Source organism: Rhizobium sp. SRDI969, assembly GCF_025152725.1.
GTDB classification, from domain to species: domain Bacteria; phylum Pseudomonadota; class Alphaproteobacteria; order Rhizobiales; family Rhizobiaceae; genus Rhizobium; species Rhizobium leguminosarum_I.
On sequence record NZ_CP104035.1, the window covers coordinates 4575001 to 4592844 of the forward strand.

Annotated in this window: 10 protein-coding genes, 1 tRNA gene, 2 rRNA genes and 1 pseudogene; 10 read left to right on the forward strand and 4 right to left on the reverse strand. The window is 58.3% G+C overall.

Annotation, left to right across the window (positions count from 1 at the left end; genetic code table 11):
- Positions 1 to 289: 289 nt before the first annotated feature.
- The 3 genes from N2A41_RS22545 to N2A41_RS22555 all read left to right on the forward strand — a co-directional run bounded on the left by N2A41_RS22545 (position 290) and on the right by N2A41_RS22555 (position 3820).
- Positions 290 to 3167, forward strand: a 23S ribosomal RNA gene (locus N2A41_RS22545).
- Between the two features lie 260 nt (positions 3168 to 3427).
- Positions 3428 to 3542: ribosomal RNA gene (rrf, locus tag N2A41_RS22550) — 5S ribosomal RNA — on the forward strand.
- 201 nt (positions 3543 to 3743) lie between these two features.
- A tRNA-Met gene (locus N2A41_RS22555) sits at positions 3744 to 3820 on the forward strand.
- A 364-nt stretch (positions 3821 to 4184) separates the two neighbouring features.
- On the opposite strand, the gene N2A41_RS22560 is transcribed toward N2A41_RS22555, so the two are convergent.
- Complete coding sequence (locus tag N2A41_RS22560; protein ID WP_260109760.1) at positions 4185 to 7565, reverse strand: DEAD/DEAH box helicase; 3381 nt, start codon at positions 7563 to 7565, stop codon at positions 4185 to 4187.
- A 122-nt stretch (positions 7566 to 7687) separates the two neighbouring features.
- Positions 7688 to 8079, reverse strand: a pseudogene (locus tag N2A41_RS22565) (GNAT family N-acetyltransferase); the annotation flags it as partial.
- A gap of 309 nt (positions 8080 to 8388) precedes the next feature.
- On the opposite strand from N2A41_RS22565, the gene N2A41_RS22570 reads away from it, so the two are divergent.
- Complete coding sequence (locus N2A41_RS22570) at positions 8389 to 9171, forward strand: helix-turn-helix transcriptional regulator (protein ID WP_260109761.1); 783 nt, start codon at positions 8389 to 8391, stop codon at positions 9169 to 9171.
- A gap of 15 nt (positions 9172 to 9186) precedes the next feature.
- On the opposite strand, the gene N2A41_RS22575 is transcribed toward N2A41_RS22570, so the two are convergent.
- The gene (locus N2A41_RS22575) at positions 9187 to 9507 is read right to left on the reverse strand and encodes a hypothetical protein (RefSeq protein WP_260109762.1); all 321 of its coding nucleotides are present in this window, start codon (positions 9505 to 9507) and stop codon (positions 9187 to 9189) included.
- A gap of 385 nt (positions 9508 to 9892) precedes the next feature.
- On the opposite strand from N2A41_RS22575, the gene N2A41_RS22580 reads away from it, so the two are divergent.
- Genes N2A41_RS22580 through N2A41_RS22600 form a run of 5 tightly spaced genes read left to right on the forward strand, consistent with a single transcriptional unit; the run spans position 9893 to position 15300 of the window.
- On the forward strand, positions 9893 to 10915 hold the full coding sequence (locus N2A41_RS22580; protein WP_260109763.1) for a UDP-glucuronic acid decarboxylase family protein: 1023 nt from the start codon (positions 9893 to 9895) through the stop codon (positions 10913 to 10915).
- Position 10916: 1 nt separating this feature from the next.
- Positions 10917 to 11900: a UDP-glucose 4-epimerase GalE gene (gene galE, locus N2A41_RS22585; RefSeq protein WP_017966404.1), complete on the forward strand. Its 984-nt coding sequence runs from the start codon at positions 10917 to 10919 to the stop codon at positions 11898 to 11900.
- Positions 11897 to 13765, forward strand: a complete 1869-nt coding sequence (locus tag N2A41_RS22590; protein ID WP_017966405.1) for a glycosyltransferase family 2 protein — start codon at positions 11897 to 11899, stop codon at positions 13763 to 13765. Before galE ends, N2A41_RS22590 begins: the two co-directional genes overlap by 4 nt.
- A 37-nt stretch (positions 13766 to 13802) precedes the next feature.
- Positions 13803 to 14324 carry a DUF995 domain-containing protein gene (locus N2A41_RS22595; protein WP_017966406.1) on the forward strand — a complete coding sequence of 174 codons (522 nt, stop codon included), beginning with the start codon at positions 13803 to 13805 and terminating at the stop codon, positions 14322 to 14324.
- Between the two features lie 4 nt (positions 14325 to 14328).
- Positions 14329 to 15300: a glycoside hydrolase family 26 protein gene (locus N2A41_RS22600; RefSeq protein ID WP_017966407.1), complete on the forward strand. Its 972-nt coding sequence runs from the start codon at positions 14329 to 14331 to the stop codon at positions 15298 to 15300.
- A gap of 78 nt (positions 15301 to 15378) precedes the next feature.
- On the opposite strand, the gene N2A41_RS22605 is transcribed toward N2A41_RS22600, so the two are convergent.
- Entirely contained in the window at positions 15379 to 16665 is a 1287-nt protein-coding gene (locus tag N2A41_RS22605; protein WP_017966408.1) for an ABC transporter substrate-binding protein, read from the reverse strand.
- A 144-nt stretch (positions 16666 to 16809) separates the two neighbouring features.
- Between N2A41_RS22605 and N2A41_RS22610 the strand changes: the two genes are divergently transcribed.
- Entirely contained in the window at positions 16810 to 17844 is a 1035-nt protein-coding gene (locus N2A41_RS22610) for a LacI family DNA-binding transcriptional regulator (protein WP_017966409.1), read from the forward strand.

Consider the following 17844-nt stretch of genomic DNA (forward strand, 5'->3'; position numbering starts at 1 on the left):
GGAGGTAGGAGGGAAGCTTGTCACTCTGGATCGTTTGTTGTTCGTTGCCTTTGGGCTTCGTCTGATGAACGATCGGATTACCGTTGCCTGACCGCGCGGTATCGGATCATATCTCGAGAAGCTGGTCTTAAGACAGGCTGCAAGCGAGCTGCTCGGCGTAGCTCCAATAAAGCAGACCTGTCGAACACGTCGATGGCATTGTTGGATTGAATGGGTTGTAAAAGGTAACCCGGTCTGTTGCCGTTCCTTCGGAACGGGCAACGAGACGATGAGCATTGGCAATGAGAACGATTAAGTGTCGTAAGGGCATTTGGTGGATGCCTTGGCATGCACAGGCGATGAAGGACGTGATACGCTGCGAAAAGCCGTGGGGAGCTGCGAATGAGCTTTGATCCATGGATCTCCGAATGGGGCAACCCACCTTAAATGCTTGGGAATCTGGCGCCGCAGGCGCCGCGAATAGCGAATAGTGAGTAGCGAATAGTTTTTAAATTCTATTCGCTATTCGCTAACAACTATTCGCTGCGTCGCAAGGCGACGCCAGGTTCCAAGCATTGTGATAAGGTATCTGCACCTGAATACATAGGGTGTAAGAAGCGAACGCAGGGAACTGAAACATCTAAGTACCTGCAGGAAAGGACATCAACCGAGACTCCGCAAGTAGTGGCGAGCGAACGCGGACCAGGCCAGTGGCAATTGTGATTAAAGTGGAACGCTCTGGAAAGTGCGGCCGTAGTGGGTGACAGCCCCGTACGCGTAGATATCATGATTGTCCTAGAGTAGGGCGGGACACGAGAAATCCTGTCTGAACATGGGGAGACCACTCTCCAAGCCTAAGTACTCGTGCATGACCGATAGCGAACAAGTACCGTGAGGGAAAGGTGAAAAGCACCCCGACAAGGGGAGTGAAATAGAACCTGAAACCGGATGCCTACAAACAGTCGGAGCCCGAAAGGGTGACGGCGTACCTTTTGTATAATGGGTCAACGACTTAGTGTAACAAGCAAGCTTAAGCCGGTAGGTGTAGGCGAAGCGAAAGCGAGTCTGAATAGGGCGATTTAGTTTGTTGCATTAGACCCGAAACCGAGTGATCTAGCCATGAGCAGGTTGAAGGTTGGGTAACACCAACTGGAGGACCGAACCCGCATCTGTTGCAATAGATTGGGATGACTTGTGGCTAGGGGTGAAAGGCCAATCAAACTCGGAAATAGCTGGTTCTCCGCGAAATCTATTTAGGTAGAGCGTCGAGCGAATACCCCCGGGGGTAGAGCACTGGATGGGCTATGGGGACTCACCGTCTTACTGATCCTAACCAAACTCCGAATACCGGGGAGTACTACTCGGCAGACACACGGCGGGTGCTAACGTCCGTCGTGAAAAGGGCAACAACCCTAACCTCCAGCTAAGGTCCCCAAGTCATGGCTAAGTGGGAAAGGATGTGAGGATCCCAAAACAACCAGGATGTTGGCTTAGAAGCAGCCATCATTTAAAGAAAGCGTAACAGCTCACTGGTCTAAATAAGGGTCTTTGCGCCGAAAATGTAACGGGGCTGAAGCCATGCACCGAAGCTGAGGATGTGTAGCAATACACGTGGTAGCGGAGCGTTCCGTAAGCTGATGAAGGGAGACCCGTGAGGGCTCCTGGAGGTATCGGAAGTGCGAATGTTGACATGAGTAACGATAAAGAGGGTGAGAGACCCTCTCGCCGAAAGACCAAGGGTTCCTGCTTAAAGTTAATCTGAGCAGGGTTAGCCGGCCCCTAAGGCGAGGCAGAAATGCGTAGTCGATGGGAACCACGTTAATATTCGTGGGCCTGGTGGTAGTGACGGATTGCACAAGTTGTTCTGGTTTATTGGATTATCAGGGCAGCGGAGCGGTTCCAGGAAATAGCTCCACCGTATAGACCGTACCCGAAACCGACACAGGTGGTCAGGTAGAGTATACCAAGGCGCTTGAGAGAACTATGTTGAAGGAACTCGGCAAATTGCACGCGTAACTTCGGAAGAAGCGTGACCCCATGGTAGGCAACTATTATGGGGTGGCACAGACCAGGGGGTAGCGACTGTTTATCAAAAACACAGGGCTCTGCGAAGTCGCAAGACGACGTATAGGGTCTGACGCCTGCCCGGTGCTGGAAGGTTAAGAGGAGAGGTGCAAGCTTTGAATCGAAGCCCCAGTAAACGGCGGCCGTAACTATAACGGTCCTAAGGTAGCGAAATTCCTTGTCGGGTAAGTTCCGACCTGCACGAATGGCGTAACGACTTCCCCGCTGTCTCCAACATAGACTCAGTGAAATTGAATTCCCCGTGAAGATGCGGGGTTCCTGCGGTCAGACGGAAAGACCCCGTGCACCTTTACTATAGCTTTACACTGGCATTCGTGTCGGCATGTGTAGGATAGGTGGTAGGCTTTGAAGCGGGGACGCCAGTTTCCGTGGAGCCATCCTTGAAATACCACCCTTATCGTCATGGATGTCTAACCGCGGCCCGTTATCCGGGTCCGGGACAGTGTATGGTGGGTAGTTTGACTGGGGCGGTCGCCTCCGAAAGAGTAACGGAGGCGCGCGATGGTGGGCTCAGACCGGTCGGAAATCGGTCGTCGAGTGCAATGGCATAAGCCCGCCTGACTGCGAGACTGACAAGTCGAGCAGAGACGAAAGTCGGTCATAGTGATCCGGTGGTCCCGCGTGGAAGGGCCATCGCTCAACGGATAAAAGGTACGCCGGGGATAACAGGCTGATGACCCCCAAGAGTCCATATCGACGGGGTTGTTTGGCACCTCGATGTCGGCTCATCGCATCCTGGGGCTGGAGCAGGTCCCAAGGGTTTGGCTGTTCGCCAATTAAAGCGGTACGTGAGCTGGGTTCAGAACGTCGTGAGACAGTTCGGTCCCTATCTGCCGTGGGTGTAGGAATATTGACAGGATCTGTCCCTAGTACGAGAGGACCGGGATGGACATATCTCTGGTGGACCTGTTGTCCTGCCAAGGGCATAGCAGGGTAGCTACATATGGACGGGATAACCGCTGAAGGCATCTAAGCGGGAAACCCACCTGAAAACGAGTATTCCCTATCAGAGCCGTGGAAGACGACCACGTTGATAGGCCGGGTGTGGAAGTGCGGCAACGCATGAAGCTTACCGGTACTAATAGCTCGATCGGCTTGATCGTTCTCATTGACTATGCTCATCGAACAAAGTTCGATGTGCCAGACCTTTGTCCTGACGCGCCATGGCGCTGCGGACGGCCCGCCAAACGATTGGCGACGGCCTCTGGCCTGTATGGGTGCCACAAGCACCCGCAGCCGGAAGAGGTTCCAAAAGACGTGTTCAAAACCAGCGAAAGAGAACCAAATAGCGCTATTCGCTATTGGCTACTCCCTATTCGCTCCAAATCCAGCTTCTCAAAACAACAAAGTTGCGCTTTGCCGACCTGGTGGTTATGGCGGGGTGGCTGCACCCGTTCCCTTTCCGAACACGGCCGTGAAACGCCCCTGCGCCCATGGTACTTCGTCTTAAGACGCGGGAGAGTAGGTCGCTGCCAGGTCTGCAAAACGCAACTTTGATAAAACAATCTTCTCTAAACAAAACAAACGGCCCATGCCGAACAAAAAGGGTCGCCCAAGCGGCCCTTTCTGCTGTAATATAATAACGCGGGGTGGAGCAGCCCCGCCGGAACCGCAGAAGGCAAAGCCTTCGAGGACCGGCAAACAAAAAGTCCGGGCTTGCCCCAGACAGCTCATCATGGCGCGGGGTGGAGCAGCCCGGTAGCTCGTCAGGCTCATAACCTGAAGGCCGCAGGTTCAAATCCTGCCCCCGCAACCAAACCTTCCCAAATACACTCCTGAGCAATATCGCTGGCGCGAAGACTTCATCTTCGCTGGCGATGGTAGCTCCTCGTCCTGCGGACCATAACCTGAAGGCCGCAGGTTCAAATCCTGCCCCCGCAACCAAATCCCAAATACACTCCTGAGCAATATCGCTGGCGCGAAGACTTCATCTTCGCTGGCGATGGTAGCTCCTCGTCCTGCGGACCATAACCTGAAGGCCGCAGGTTCAAATCCTGCCCCCGCAACCAAACCTTCCCAAATACACATACGCAAAAGCCCGCCTCCTGCGGGCCTTTTGCGTTTCTGCTTACCGCTGGGTCGAGGCAGGCATCCGTCGGGCAGCAATTGGATCCGATGCTTCAGTTCAATTCATTCCGGGCCAGGAATTCGGCCGCCTGAATTGTCTCCAGGGCGCTCGCTGTCGCCCGGAAATAAGGCAGGCCTTCCCAGAGGCTGCGATCGCGGACGATATAGAATCGGCGCTTGGCGCGCGTCAGGGCAACGTTCAAGAGGTTCGGCTTCGAGGCGGCCCAGCTGGCCGCTCCGCTATGGTCGGCATCGGCGCCGAGCACCATGAAAACGATGTCCTCTTCCTTGCCCTGGAAGGTATGCACCGTGCCTATCCGATCCCGCAGCCACCTCGACAGCTTCGGTGGAGGTGAGCGCGTATTTCCGTTCCAATCGACCCAGGCTGCATGGGCCAGAGCCTGCTTCAGACTGTTCTTGACCTCCTTGAACGGCGAAATGATATAGAGATCAGGCAATACGCCGTCCCGGCGATAAGTGGCGGTGAGGAGATCGACGATGAAGTCCGTCTGTTCTGGAACGGCCTGTTTGCCGGCTACCCTTCCCTTGACGTCGATCCAGGCACTGTCGCCATAAAACGGTGGAGCATCGCCGGCGGGCCGGCGCTCCTGCAGTCCGAAGACCATCTTGTTCTGATAGGCGATCTGGTTGGCAAGGCCGAACATCGGATCGATGCAGCGCCGATGCACCCTGAGAGGGCTGCCGATCCAGAGCCCGTCCGCCTCCTCGCCCGGAACGGTCGTTCCATAGCGATTGGCGGCATCCGCCAGCATCTGCACCGACGCCCTGTTCGGCGAATATTGTCCTGCGGCGGTGTGGGGCGAGAGAGCCGAGGTGGCGGTGATCAGCACGCTGGGTAGCGTGAAGACCGGCTCGATTTGCTGGGGATCGCCGATCACCATGACACGGCGCGCCCGCAACAAGGCCCCGACGGCCGCCTGCGGCACCGCCTGACCGGCTTCATCGATGAAAACCCAGCCGATCGAGCCGGCTTCGAGACCGCGGAACTGCCGGGCGAAGGACGCAAACGTCGTCGACACGATCGGAACGATCATGAAAAGGCTCTGCCAGATCAAGGCAATGTGCTCGCCATCGACGGGACTGTTGTCGGAAAGCAGTTTGCTGATGGCGACGATATTTCCCCCAAAACCCCCGCCCTTCCTGCCGACCTCCGCCAGCCACGCTTCATGCAGCGTCAAAGCCGCTTCCAGCAATGCAGAACGCAGACCTGCCAACTCGTCTCGATGCCACAGACCATCAATCTGGAAACGGTCGGCCTCGAGATCGGAGAGATGCCTGGGTACGGTGGGATGATCGAGAATCGTCCCGAGACGATCGAATTCCTCTCTCTTCCTAGACCAGATTTCCCGTTGCGATCCTAGCGCCCGCTCGGCCCGTTGATGTCCCCGCAACGCTCGCTTCAGCGCAGGTCCATGGACTTTCGCAAGACGACGCTCGCATTCCGCCAGGGCCTTGCGCAGTTCCAGCTGCTTGCGCGCGTTGGCAACGACATTTTGCCGATGCTGCCGGGCAGGATTGGCCGGCAGCACTTTCTCCCACCACGCAGGAGCGCTGCGCTCCAGCAGCTGTTCCTCCTCCTTCAGATGAGACAATCCTTCCCTGATACCGAGCATTTCGGCCGCGACCATGTCGCAGCGATCCTGTGCGCGCCGAAGTTCGGTCGCGGCCGCCCTGACCCCTTCAAGCGCCTCGCGGCAGAATACATCTTGCGAAACCAGCGCGATTTCATCACAGAGATCGGCATAGCGCGCATACTGGCCGATCTTGTCGCGAACCACCTCATCGGCGGCATGAAATGCCGCCGCTGCCTCGGCGAAGGTTGGTCCCTCGTAGCCTTTTAGCCATTCCCAGATGGTCTGTGGCTTATCGGCGCCGGACCAGCCAGGTTTTGGCCTTTCGGCGATCTCCATGAAGGCGAAACGTTCCTTGAAGGCTCGACGGTTCCGGGCGTTGCCGAGCGCACAGGCGATCAACCCCCATGGGCGGTCGCCGTCGGAGAGCTTGACGGCAGCTCCATTGTCCTTCTGGCAAGCGATCTTGTGCGCGACCGTCTGCAGATATTGGAATGAAGATGTCTTCCCAATCGAACTCCGCTTGGGAAGGTCGCGCGAGATATTCTCCACTGCGGCGTTGTTGGACGAAGCGACGACCATTTCGAATCCCGAAATAGCCGGGATCAGCGCCGATATCGAGGCGGTGCTCCGGTCCGTGAAGATGGCTCGGCGCGGCGAGCCGTCGAAGGCATCGCGCGCCGTCTTCAAGAAGGCCAGGACGCGGGCGCGCCGAACGATATTATCCGCGAACATGTCGCGAAGCAGGGTCGTCTTTCCCGTCCCTGGTGGGCCGTTGACCGAGAACAGTCCCGTTTCCGAAAGGTCGCCGATGGCCGAATTGATCGCGAACTGCTGCATCAGGCTCATCGCCTGGTGAGGTTCGCTGAGCCAGCGTCCGCGGTTGAGATTTCCTGGATGCAGGGCTTGAACGATCGCCCGGCGTCCATCCTCCGAGTAGAGGTCGATCCGCTTCTCTTGCGCAGGCGGCGTGAGATATTGCCTGAGCGGCTCGGGAATATCGCCGTGTTTGACGCACGTCATCGCCCGTTCGATATCCTCGATGAAGAAACTGTTCAGGATCCCGATGTCTTCTTCAACGTTTGCACTCTCCTCCTCCTCGTCGCCGGCATCGAGCGCATTGCTCTCCTGCGGTGGCGGCAAGGAGATGATTTCAGGTCTTTCCATCCTGTCTCGGTAGCGTATTTCAACAGCAGCGACGGGTTTCTCTTGCTTCGATGAAAAGCCGGCCCAATCGCAGAGCAATTCATGCAGCGTCAGGATTTCGGCGGCATCGATCGGCTGACCGTCGGGATCCTCGACGGACGAAGATCTCAGATGCCGTTGTGCCCGAAAGTTTTGAAGCAATTCCGAAAGCTGCCTCTTGCCGTCGGCAAATGCCTCGTGGCTGAGTGACGAGAGGCCGGATTTCCGCACCCGCCCCAGGGCCCAGGGAAGCGTGGAAACGGAAAATGTTTCGAACAACGGCTGTCCAAAGGGAGAGAGCTGCAGGCTGGCAAAGCAGGTATCGCCATCCAGATCGCCGCGTTCGGCATCCTCATACTCGGCGATATCGGCCGCAACGCAATCGAAGTGCCTGCGGATATCGGCAATTTCGGATTTGCTGAAAACGCCGAGGAACAGGGTGAAGCCCGTGATCTGCTTCTCTTCGGGTATGGCTGGGCGGCTGAGTGCGGCGCCGTCATCCTCGAGCGTTTTCGCATGCAGCCAAAAAACGCTACGGCCTTCACTGGAGGCAATACGACTGGAGAGATCGTAAGGAATGAAGAACTCGATTTTGTGCCAGAAATCGAGAATGGCGAGAAGCCGTTCTTTTTCGGCGCCGTCTGCATTCATCGGCATGAGTTCTCACTGAGGCGTTGCAAAAATAGGCTCGCGCTTGTTTTAGCAACGATCGCAGCTCGAAATCAAAGTCCATGGCGACTGCGCGTCCCGAACGCATTTCCGCACATGGCAAAACCGCGTCAATGCAGACGCGATCGGCGTCGCTCGCCGAGCGCCGTCCCCGGTTCCAGCAAAGCCATGGTCGCCGTCACGACATCCGTCTTGCCAGCGGCGGGCTCGGCGATCGAGCACCGCCGGCATAATCAAGCGCGGCCGGATCGTCCGAATACAGGTCCTGGATTTGCGGCAAGACGGCCCCTTCCGCCAGCCGTTTGCTGGTTGCAAGAGCGATGCCAAGTAACGCGCCTGGATAAGATGCGGCCCGATCTCGCCGACCCGGCGGAAAGTCTCTGCAGCTCGCTGATATTGCAGGGCAAGCTGCGTGTCGCCAAGCCGCATCTGGATCGGTGTAGGATCGGGCTCGCTGGCTCAGTGAGACTTTGGCAGTCAAGGACCCTGTCAGCTTGCCTCGGCCACGCTGCATGACGAAAGTATGACAATTTGTACTGAAATATTACATTAAGCTGATCGTCTATAGCCAGAGCAAATATAGCCTTCAAGTATCTACTAAGTGAAAATACAACCAAAGCTTTGTATTATATGGTTTTTCGTCCGCTAAAACTAATCACTTTGGGCCATTTCCTTCCTTCTCAATCCGTATTAACATAATTAAGAAATGTCTAAAAAATAAGGCGATGACATCCGGGACCGACATTTCATACTATCTAATACCCGCCATCGCTCCACGTTTGAGTAAAGTGTAACGCTAGGGGAGGCGTATATGTTCATGACAGGCTCTGGAATGGAGAATACTGACCAGGGGAGGAAGTTGAATACGTCTGGAGATACTATACTAGTAGTGGCAAATGCGGATTTATTTTCGGAGTGCATGGTAGAAGCACTGGCAAAGAAATTTCCGAATTGTGAAGTAGCAAGCATAACGAGCACAAAGCCAATGCTGGAAAAAGATACCAGCGAGATTAAGCTTGTTTTATTCTATCATATACCCGGCCCCGAGCTTCATGAGGCGTTGCAGGCTGCGCGCGAAAACCACCCTGAAACCTCGATCGGGCTTGTTGTCGAAGCGATCGACATGCTCGAGCCCTACGTCAGCCGGCTGGTGGAGGCAAGGATCATCGATGGTGTCCTGCCGCTCAACCTGCGGCTCGACGTCTTCATGGCCGCTGTGGATTTACTGATGAAGGGCGGCGAACATTTTCCGTCAGCACTTCTCAACCGCCTCAACAACAAGAACGCCCAGCTGGAACCTTCGCTCTATCAGGCAAAATCGGTCGATGCGGCCCGCAACAATGCGCTCAAGCTGAGACGCGACAGCATCTCTGCTTTGACCACCCGGGAGGTTCAGATCCTGGATCTCATCTGCAAGGGGACGCAGAACAAGATCATCGCCGACAAGCTGCATCTTTCCGAAAACACCGTGAAGGTTCACGTCCGCAACATCTACAAGAAGATGAACGTGCGGAACCGCACGGAAGCGGCATCCCGCTTCTTCAATGAGCATCCCGCCGGAGAAGACGACATGTCCGGCCGGTGGCGCAATTGATATAATGCTATTGTTTCAGATAGAAGGACGCGCAAAGCAGCGCGACTTCTGTCCGAAGCCGCTTGGAGAGCAGATATAAGGCGCTGAGCCGTGATAGGCGACAGCGCGGGCCGTTACTCCGGCCGGGCGCTCGGCGTGATTTTCCGGATAGGCGTAGGCCTTCGAGAAACGCGGAGCCTCGGCCACGACGATATTCTTCTTCGCGACGACAGCGATATCGTCATCAACGAGCGTGCAAGCCGTTTGTCCGATCGCCATAAGCGTCGTTCCCCCGACGAACATCGCCAAACGAAGACACCAGCCTTTCAGCTGCGCTGCATCTTGTTTCTTCAACATAGCCCAAACCCCTCGCATATGGCACTTCCGGATGCAAGACCGGCCGTGCCGTTGAGCTCCGCCGATCTCCCGACTTCCCTCGTATATTAGCGGCATTGAGTGAAGCTTGAGAGGCATATGAGAGGCGTATTGGTGGTAAAACATTGAAGTGATTAATCATTTGTTACTTTTAAGTATACTTTCATAATTATTTCGGATATCTAAAGCTTTTCATGTTGACCACGCTAACATTCGTTGTACTATTTTACTAATAATTCTGTATCCGAAGAGTAACTACAAAGTTATTCGTGTATGGACGCTCAGTTTTATGAATATCCAGAGCGGGTACAGAGGCATGCAGTGCGTAAATAAAACAAAAGACTAAATACCTGGGAAGGAGTTGGTAATGCGTAGTTTCGTTCCCAACGAAGGCACTTCTAAAGTGTCAGGCATACCGGTGCTCCAAGGACGACGCACCGTTCTTGTGAATGGCGGGGGCGGCTTCCTCGGTTCACATCTCTGCGAAAGGCTCCTGCAGCGCGGCCACAGCGTTACATGCCTCGACAATTTCTCGACCGGCCGCCGTGCGAATGTCGCTCACCTTGCAGCGAGCATCCGCTTCCGCATCGTAGAGCACGATGTTAGGCAGCCCTTCGATATCGACGCGTCGCTCATCTTCAATTTCGCCTCCCCCGCCTCTCCGCCCGATTATCAGCGGGATCCTGTGGGAACGCTGCTCACCAACGTGCTCGGCGCCGTCAATACCCTTGATTGCGCGCGAAAGACCGGTGCGATCGTCGTCCAGTCATCGACGTCGGAGGTCTATGGCGATCCGACCCAGAGCCCGCAGCACGAATCCTATTGCGGCAATGTCAACCCGATCGGGCCGCGCGGCTGTTACGACGAAGGCAAACGCAGCGCCGAAACGCTGTTCTTCGATTACCACAGGACTTGCGGTGTCGACATCAAGGTCGGCCGCATCTTCAATACCTACGGACTGCGCATGCGCCTGGACGACGGCCGGGTGGTTTCCAATTTTATCGTTCAGGCCCTGCGCAACGCCGACCTGACGATCTATGGCGATGGTCAGCAGACCCGTTCTTTCTGCTACGTCGACGACCTCGTTGAGGGTTTCCTGCGTTTTTCGGCTGCCGGCAGCGCCTGCAACGGTCCGATCAACCTCGGCAACCCAGCCGAAATGACCGTTCGGCGTCTGGCGGAAATCATTCGAGACTTGACGAACTCGCGTTCCCGGATAGTTCACCTGCCTGCGGTCACCGACGACCCTCGTCAGCGGCGGCCTGATATTTCCCGGGCCATGGCCGATCTTGGCTGGAAGCCCCGCATCGGGCTGGAAGCCGGCCTGGCTCGCACCGTCGAATATTTCGACGGACTGCTGGCCGGCACAGAGAAGGCGGAGGTCGTATGAGATGCCCCGCTACATTCTCGTTACCGGCGGCGCCGGTTTCATAGGCAGTCATATCTGCAAAGCGTTGTCGCGCGCCGGCATGATCCCCGTCACCTACGACAATCTCTCGACGGGACATGCCGACAGCGTCCGCTGGGGCCCGCTCATCCGGGCAGAGCTTGCCGACGCTGCCACGCTGCGCCGGACCCTTGCAGAGTTTTCGCCCGATTGCGTCATCCATTGTGGTGCCAATGCCTATGTCGGCGAATCCGTCGACATGCCCAGGAAATACTACCGGAACAATGTGGTCGGCAGCCTGACGCTGCTCGAGGTCTGCCTCGATCAGGACATCGAGCGGATCGTTTTTTCGAGCAGCTGCGCCACCTATGGCGTTCCCGCCTCGCTGCCGATTCGGGAGGAAAGCCCGCAGCACCCGGTCAATCCCTATGGGCGCACCAAGCTGATCTTCGAGATGGTGCTTGAGGATTTCGCCGCCGCCTACGGTATCCGCTTTGCCGCGCTGCGCTATTTCAATGCGGCCGGCGCCGATCCAGATGGCGAGCTTGCCGAGCGTCATCATCCCGAGACCCATCTCATCCCTCGCGCCCTTCTTGCCGCTGCCGGCAGGCTGGAGCGGCTCGATATCTTCGGCACCGATTATGCGACCGAGGATGGAACCTGTGTTCGCGATTATGTTCATGTCAGCGATCTCGCCCAGGCGCATCTCGCCGCCGTCAATCATCTGATGGCGGGCGGCGGCTCGCTCAGCGTCAATCTCGGCTCCGGCCGGGGCACTTCGGTACGGGAGATTCTCGAGGCGATCCGTCGCGCGAGCGGTCGTGAAGTCCCCGTGAATTATCGCGCCCGCCGTTCCGGCGATCCGCCGATCCTCTTTGCCAATGCCGCAAGGGCGAAAGCGGAACTCGGTTTCGCGCCGGTCTTGTCGGATATCGATACGATCATCCGCACCGCCGGCCCCACCTTCGGACTGGAGATGAGGGCATGAGTGACACACTGCAAGTCGGTCACAGCGCCAGGACGGCGGAGGCCGCCACAGCTGATGCATTCGATCCTGTTTTCACCGGCTGGAACCGCGTCGCCTATGCCTTCGGCATCCTCTGCTGGCTGGCAGCACTCGGTTATTTCTGGATCTGGTGGTGCCAGTCCGCCCATATTATTTCCTGGGCGGCCTTCGTGCTGATTACCCTCGTGCTTGCTTGGATCACGCTGGTACCGGCCTATTTTATCCTGATCTTCCTCGACGCGAGAACGGTCAGCGCTCGGGCAGGGCTGCCGGAAGGGCGGGTGGCGATGGTCGTCACCAAGGCGCCGTCCGAGCCCTTTGCCGTCGTTCGCGCTACGCTTCAGGCGATGCTCGACCAGATCGGCGTCGATTTCGATGTCTGGCTGGCCGACGAGGACCCTTCGGACGAAACCACGCGCTGGTGTGCGGAGCACGGCGTGCTGATCTCCACCCGAAAGGGTGTGGCGGAGTATCATCGCACCGCGTGGCCGCGTCGGACGCGTTGCAAGGAAGGCAACCTCGCCTATTTCTACGACCATTTCGGCTATGCACGCTATGATTTCGTCGCCCAGTTCGATGCCGACCATGTGCCGACGCCGACCTACCTCCGTGAAGTCCTGCGCCCCTTTGCCGATCCCGGCATCGGTTATGTCTCCGCTCCCAGCATCTGCGATGCCAATGCCGGCGCAAGCTGGGCGGCGCGCGGCAGGCTCTATGCCGAGGCAAGCCTGCACGGTTCGCTGCAGATCGGTTACAACAATGGCTGGGCGCCCCTATGCATCGGTTCCCATTATGCGGTCCGCACATCAGCCCTTCGCCAGATCGGCGGCCTCGGCCCCGAACTTGCCGAAGACCATTCGACGACGCTGATGATGAATGCCGGCGGCTGGCGCGGCGTGCACGCCGTCGATGCGATCGCCCATGGCGACGGACCAGCAAACTTCACTGATCTCGTCGTCCAGGAATTCCAGTGGTCGCGCAGCCTGGTCACCATTCTGCTGCAACATTCCCGCCGCTACATCATGCACCTGCCCTGGCGACTGAGATTTCAGTTCGTGTTCTCGCAGTTGTGGTATCCGCTCTTCTCCGCCTTCATGGCCGTGATGTTCCTGCTGCCGGTTGCCGCCTTGATGACGGGCCAGGTCTTCGTCAATGTGACCTATCCGGATTTCCTACTGCATTTTGGGCCGATATCGGTCGTGCTGACGCTGTTTGCCTTCTTCTGGCGGGCCACGGCAACCTTCAGGCCGAACGATGCGAAACTGTTCGGCTGGGAAGGGCTTGCCTTCATCTTCCTGCGCTGGCCATGGTCGCTTGCCGGCAGCCTCGCCGCGCTTCGCGACTATATCTGTGGCTCTTTCGTCGATTTCCGCATCACTCCGAAGGGAAGGCAGCAGCAGCGGTTTTTGCCGCTGCGCGTCATCGCGCCCTATATCGGGCTCGCCGGTCTTTCCGCCGTCGCAATGATGTTTGCGACCGATGCCGCGGCCGCCCAGGGTTTTTATGTTTTCGCCATGATGAACCTCTCGGTCTACCTGTCGCTGACGGTGCTGATCGTCGTTCGCCATGCAGTCGAAAACGATCTGCCGCTGCTGCCGCAATCGCGCGGGCTGTGGCTTGCGACAGCCACCGGGCTTGCGATTTTCGTCGCCGGCGGCACGCAGGCGGGGAGCCACGGCCTGCGCGGCCTCGAAGCTCTTTCGCACGGCCAGGCGTTCGTCAGTTTCACCGAAACGCAATTTGCCGTGGCCGGCGCCGGCCTCGGCGGCGGCAAGACCAGGATCGTGAAGTTCCGCCTCAGATGGAATGGGTTCGGAAGCACGGGACGGGACGAACAAGGTGTCTGAGCCGGCGGAACCGGCAAGTATCGATTAGGAGGATGTAATGAGTATCGGATCGAAATTATACGGAGCGGCGCTCGCTTTGAGCCTGTGCCTGCCAGTGGCAGCATACGGCGCAGAGGTCGCCAAAACGAAGGCGCCAACGCCGGTCAGCGCCTATGAGCTCTATCGTATCTACGGCGACAAGACCTGGACCTGGAACACCGGCGGCGGCCGTTTCTTCGACAATGGGCGGCGGTTCGTTGCCTGGAGCAATGACAAGGGGAAGCCGTCCTTCGCCGAAGGCAGATGGGTGGTCGACGATCTCGGCCAGCTCTGCATGCGTGCCACCTGGACGAATGCCGAGGGTGCGGCCCGCGCCAGCACCTGTTTCGGTCACCGCAAGATCGGCAACACGATCTATCAGCGGCGCCAGCCGGACGGCAATTGGTACGTCTTCCGCCATGCATCGGTGCTTCCGGATGACGAGTTCCGCAAGCTCGTTCCCTTGGATACGGTGAGCGCGAAGGCGCGCGAACTGAAGCAGGTTCTGCTGAGCCAGGAAATAGCCCGAAAAGGAGGGTGAAGCCATGAAGAAGCTAATGAAAAACAACCTCTCGACCACCGCGATCGCGTTGCTGTTGTTGTGTGTCGCGGAACTGCCGGGCCGAAGCGAAGTGCAATATGCGGGCATTGCGCCAAATCCGGCGGCGGCCGTGCAGACGATCATCGACAAGCGCCCCGTCGTTCATGCCGGCGGCATCAAGTTCGGGGCCTACGATCCGCACGGCGATTTCGGCGCGCAGACGAATGTCGCGACCGAAGCCCTGTTCCTGCCGTGGGAGGACGTCGACCTGGAAACCTTGCGGGTCGCCGATGCCTATGCGCTGGCGAGAGGCCGCAACCTGCTGATCACTGTGGAGCCGTGGTCCTGGGACGTCGACTGGCGGCTAAGCTCCGCTCAACTTCGCGCCAAGGTCCTGCGCGGTGACTACGATGTCAACATGCGTTCGATCGCCCATATGATATCCGAGCTGAAAAGCCCGGTGATTGTCCGCTGGGGACAGGAGATGGAGGACAAGTCAGGGCGGTTCTCCTGGTCCGGCTGGAGCCCGCAAGACTATATCACGGCCTACAAGCGGATGATGGACATCGTCCGCAAGGAGGCGCCCGGCACAGAGCTCATGTGGTCGCCGAAGGGAGAACCTGGCCTTCAGGCCTACTATCCCGGCGACGATTATGTCGATCTCGTCGGGCTCTCGGTCTTCGGCCTGCAGCGCTACGACGAGCTTGCCTACAAGGAGCACCGGACGTTCTCGGAAGCGCTGAAGCAGGGCTATGATCTCGTCGCCGGCTACGGAAAGCCGATCTGGGTGGCGGAGCTCGGCTATGAAGGCGGCGACGCCTATATCAGGCCGTGGATCGAAACTGCCACGTTGAAGCAGAGCGCCTTCCCGAATCTGCAGGAAGTCGTCTATTTCAACGACCGGGATGTGCAAGCATGGCCGTTCGATCTCGGCCGGCCGGATTGGCGCGTGGTCGAAAACCTGGGCAGCAACTGATAGTCCGGAAAACAGAGGCCTGAAATACGAAGAGGCCCGCCGGGGTGTTGCGGGCCTCTCCTCATGTCGGGCGACCGATCATCCCTTGATCGTTGCCTTACCCTCTTCGATGAGCCGGGTCGCCGCATCGGCGGGCGAAATCCGTTCGAAGGCGAGTTCGTCGCAAATCGGGCGCAGCACGCGCTGGTCGAATTGGGTTGCTCCCATCGGTACCGGCGGCGGATACTCGCCGACCTGATCCTTGAGCAGGTTCACGTATTTGACCGTTTCCTGCTCCGTCGGGTTGAGTTGCGGCAGGATGGCTTCGCGTACGGCAGGCGACATTGGCACGCCGCGTTCGACACCCAGAATCTTGCCGGCTTCGGGATCGTTGACAAAGAAGCTGATGAACTTCGCGGCAGCTTCGCCCTGCTTGGTCGTGGCGCCCACACTCCAGATCAGTGCCGGACGGTAATAATGGCCGGATGGACCGCCCTTCTTTTCACGCGGCAGCATGGTGATGCCGAGCTTGTTCTTGATGATCAGCTGATAGCCGATCATCTGGTTGGAATAGGCCATGCCGATCACCGATTTGCCGAGACCAAGGCAATTGGTGTCGATCGTGTTCTGATCGAGCGTCTGCACGTCGGCAGCAACAGTGCCGCCCGCCTTGCGCAGTTTCTCCCAGTAGTCGAACCATTCCCTGGCATCGTCGGCCGTGAAGCCCAGCCCAACACTTTCTCTCGCAAAGAGGCTTTTGCCGCGCTGGCGCAGCCAGGCATCGAACACATAGGCGTAGCGCGCCGCATAGGGGCCGCCGCCCTTGCCGGAAGACTTGGCGAGTTCGACGGCGAGCTTGGCGTACTCATCCCAGGTGAGGTCGGGCGTCGGCAACGGGATGCCTGCCTTTTCGAATTCGACTGTGTCGAAGAACATCGAGAAGGAGTTGAGGCCGAGGCCAACACCATAGAGCTTACCGTCAATGGTGGTCAGTTTCAGCATATCGGCACCGAAGGACTGAACGTCCAGGGTGGAGGGGACGAATTCATCGAGCGGCAGGCAGGCGCCGCGCTTCGAATAGTCTGAAATCGTTCCCGGCTCGAGTTGGAAGATGTCGGCGATCGAGCGGCCAGCCATCTGCGTTGCCAGCTTCGTCCAATAGCCGTCGCCCGAAAGCGATTCACCGACGATAGTGACGCCAGGCGTTTTCGACTGATAGAGCTTGGCAACATCGAGCGTGCGCTTGGCGCGGTCGTTGGATCCCCACCACATGGCGCGCAGTTGCGCGCCTTCGGCAAAGGCCGGAATGGCGCTTCCGGCGCCGAGAGCGAGGCCGGCGGCCGCACCGGCTGAACCCATCAGAAATGAACGGCGATTGACCTGCATGCTAATCCTCCTTGTCCCAATTGCCCGCTGCCATCCTCCAACGGCGTTATCGGGCACTTCGGCAAACAGATTACGCAAAAAAAAATTTATTGCAAGAAGCAACCATTTTCTTGCAAATTTGCATCACTTGCATAATGTTTGCCTATGAACGACCAAAAGATCAGACGGCCGCGTCAGGCCGATATCGCTACATTGGCCGGGGTCTCCGTCTCCACGGTGTCGCGCGTGCTCGCCAATGAACCTGGCATCAGCGAAACCGTCCGCCGCCAGATATTGAAGGTGGCAGCCGAGCACGGCTATCCCGTCAAGCCTGCTTCCGACGCCGTTGCCGGCGGGCTGGCGCTGATTGCCAGCGACGGCGTCACCGGCACCCTCAGCGTCTTCTATGAAGCCATCGTCGACGGCCTGCGCGCCGGCGCTGCCGAAGCGGGCATGCCCTTCGACGTCCGGTTGGTCCGCGAGGATCGAACCACCCCGGATGCCGTGCGCGACTATATGCAGACGGCTGAGGCTGAAGGTCTCTTTCTCGTCGGCATCGATCCGAACGAGATGCTGCGTGGCTGGCTGCAAGCCAGCATGACACCGACCGTTCTTGTCAACGGCACTGATCCAAGGATGCAGTTTGACGGTGTTTCGCCGGCTAATTTCTTTGGCGCTTACGAGGCCACCCGTCGGCTGACCGAAGCCGGGCATCGTCGCATCCTGCATCTCAGCGGCTCCCACCGCCACACGATCCGCGAGCGCGTGCGCGGTTTCGAGGCGGCGATCGCCGCCGTCCCCGGCGCCGAGGGCCGTCTGGTGTCCTTGACACTTCAAGGCAGCGCCATCCGCGAGGCACATGAACGCACGGCAGAAGCACTTGCCGAGGATGCCGGTTTTACCGCCGCCTTCTGCATGAATGATTTCATCGCCGTCGGCGTGCTCGAGGCTGTCACCGAGGCCGGCCTGCGCGTGCCGGAGGATTTCGCGATCGTCGGTTTCGACGATCTGCCCTGCGCGCTGATGACCAATCCGCGGCTGTCCACCATGCGCGTCGATCGTTCCGCCCTCGGGCGCGAGGCCGTGTCGCTGATGCTCGCCCGTTTCCGCAACAGGACGGCACCGGCGCGCCACATCTGCCAGGCGGTCATTCCCGTTCCGGGCGGAACTGTTCCGAATCCGAATGCCGAAAACCCGTGA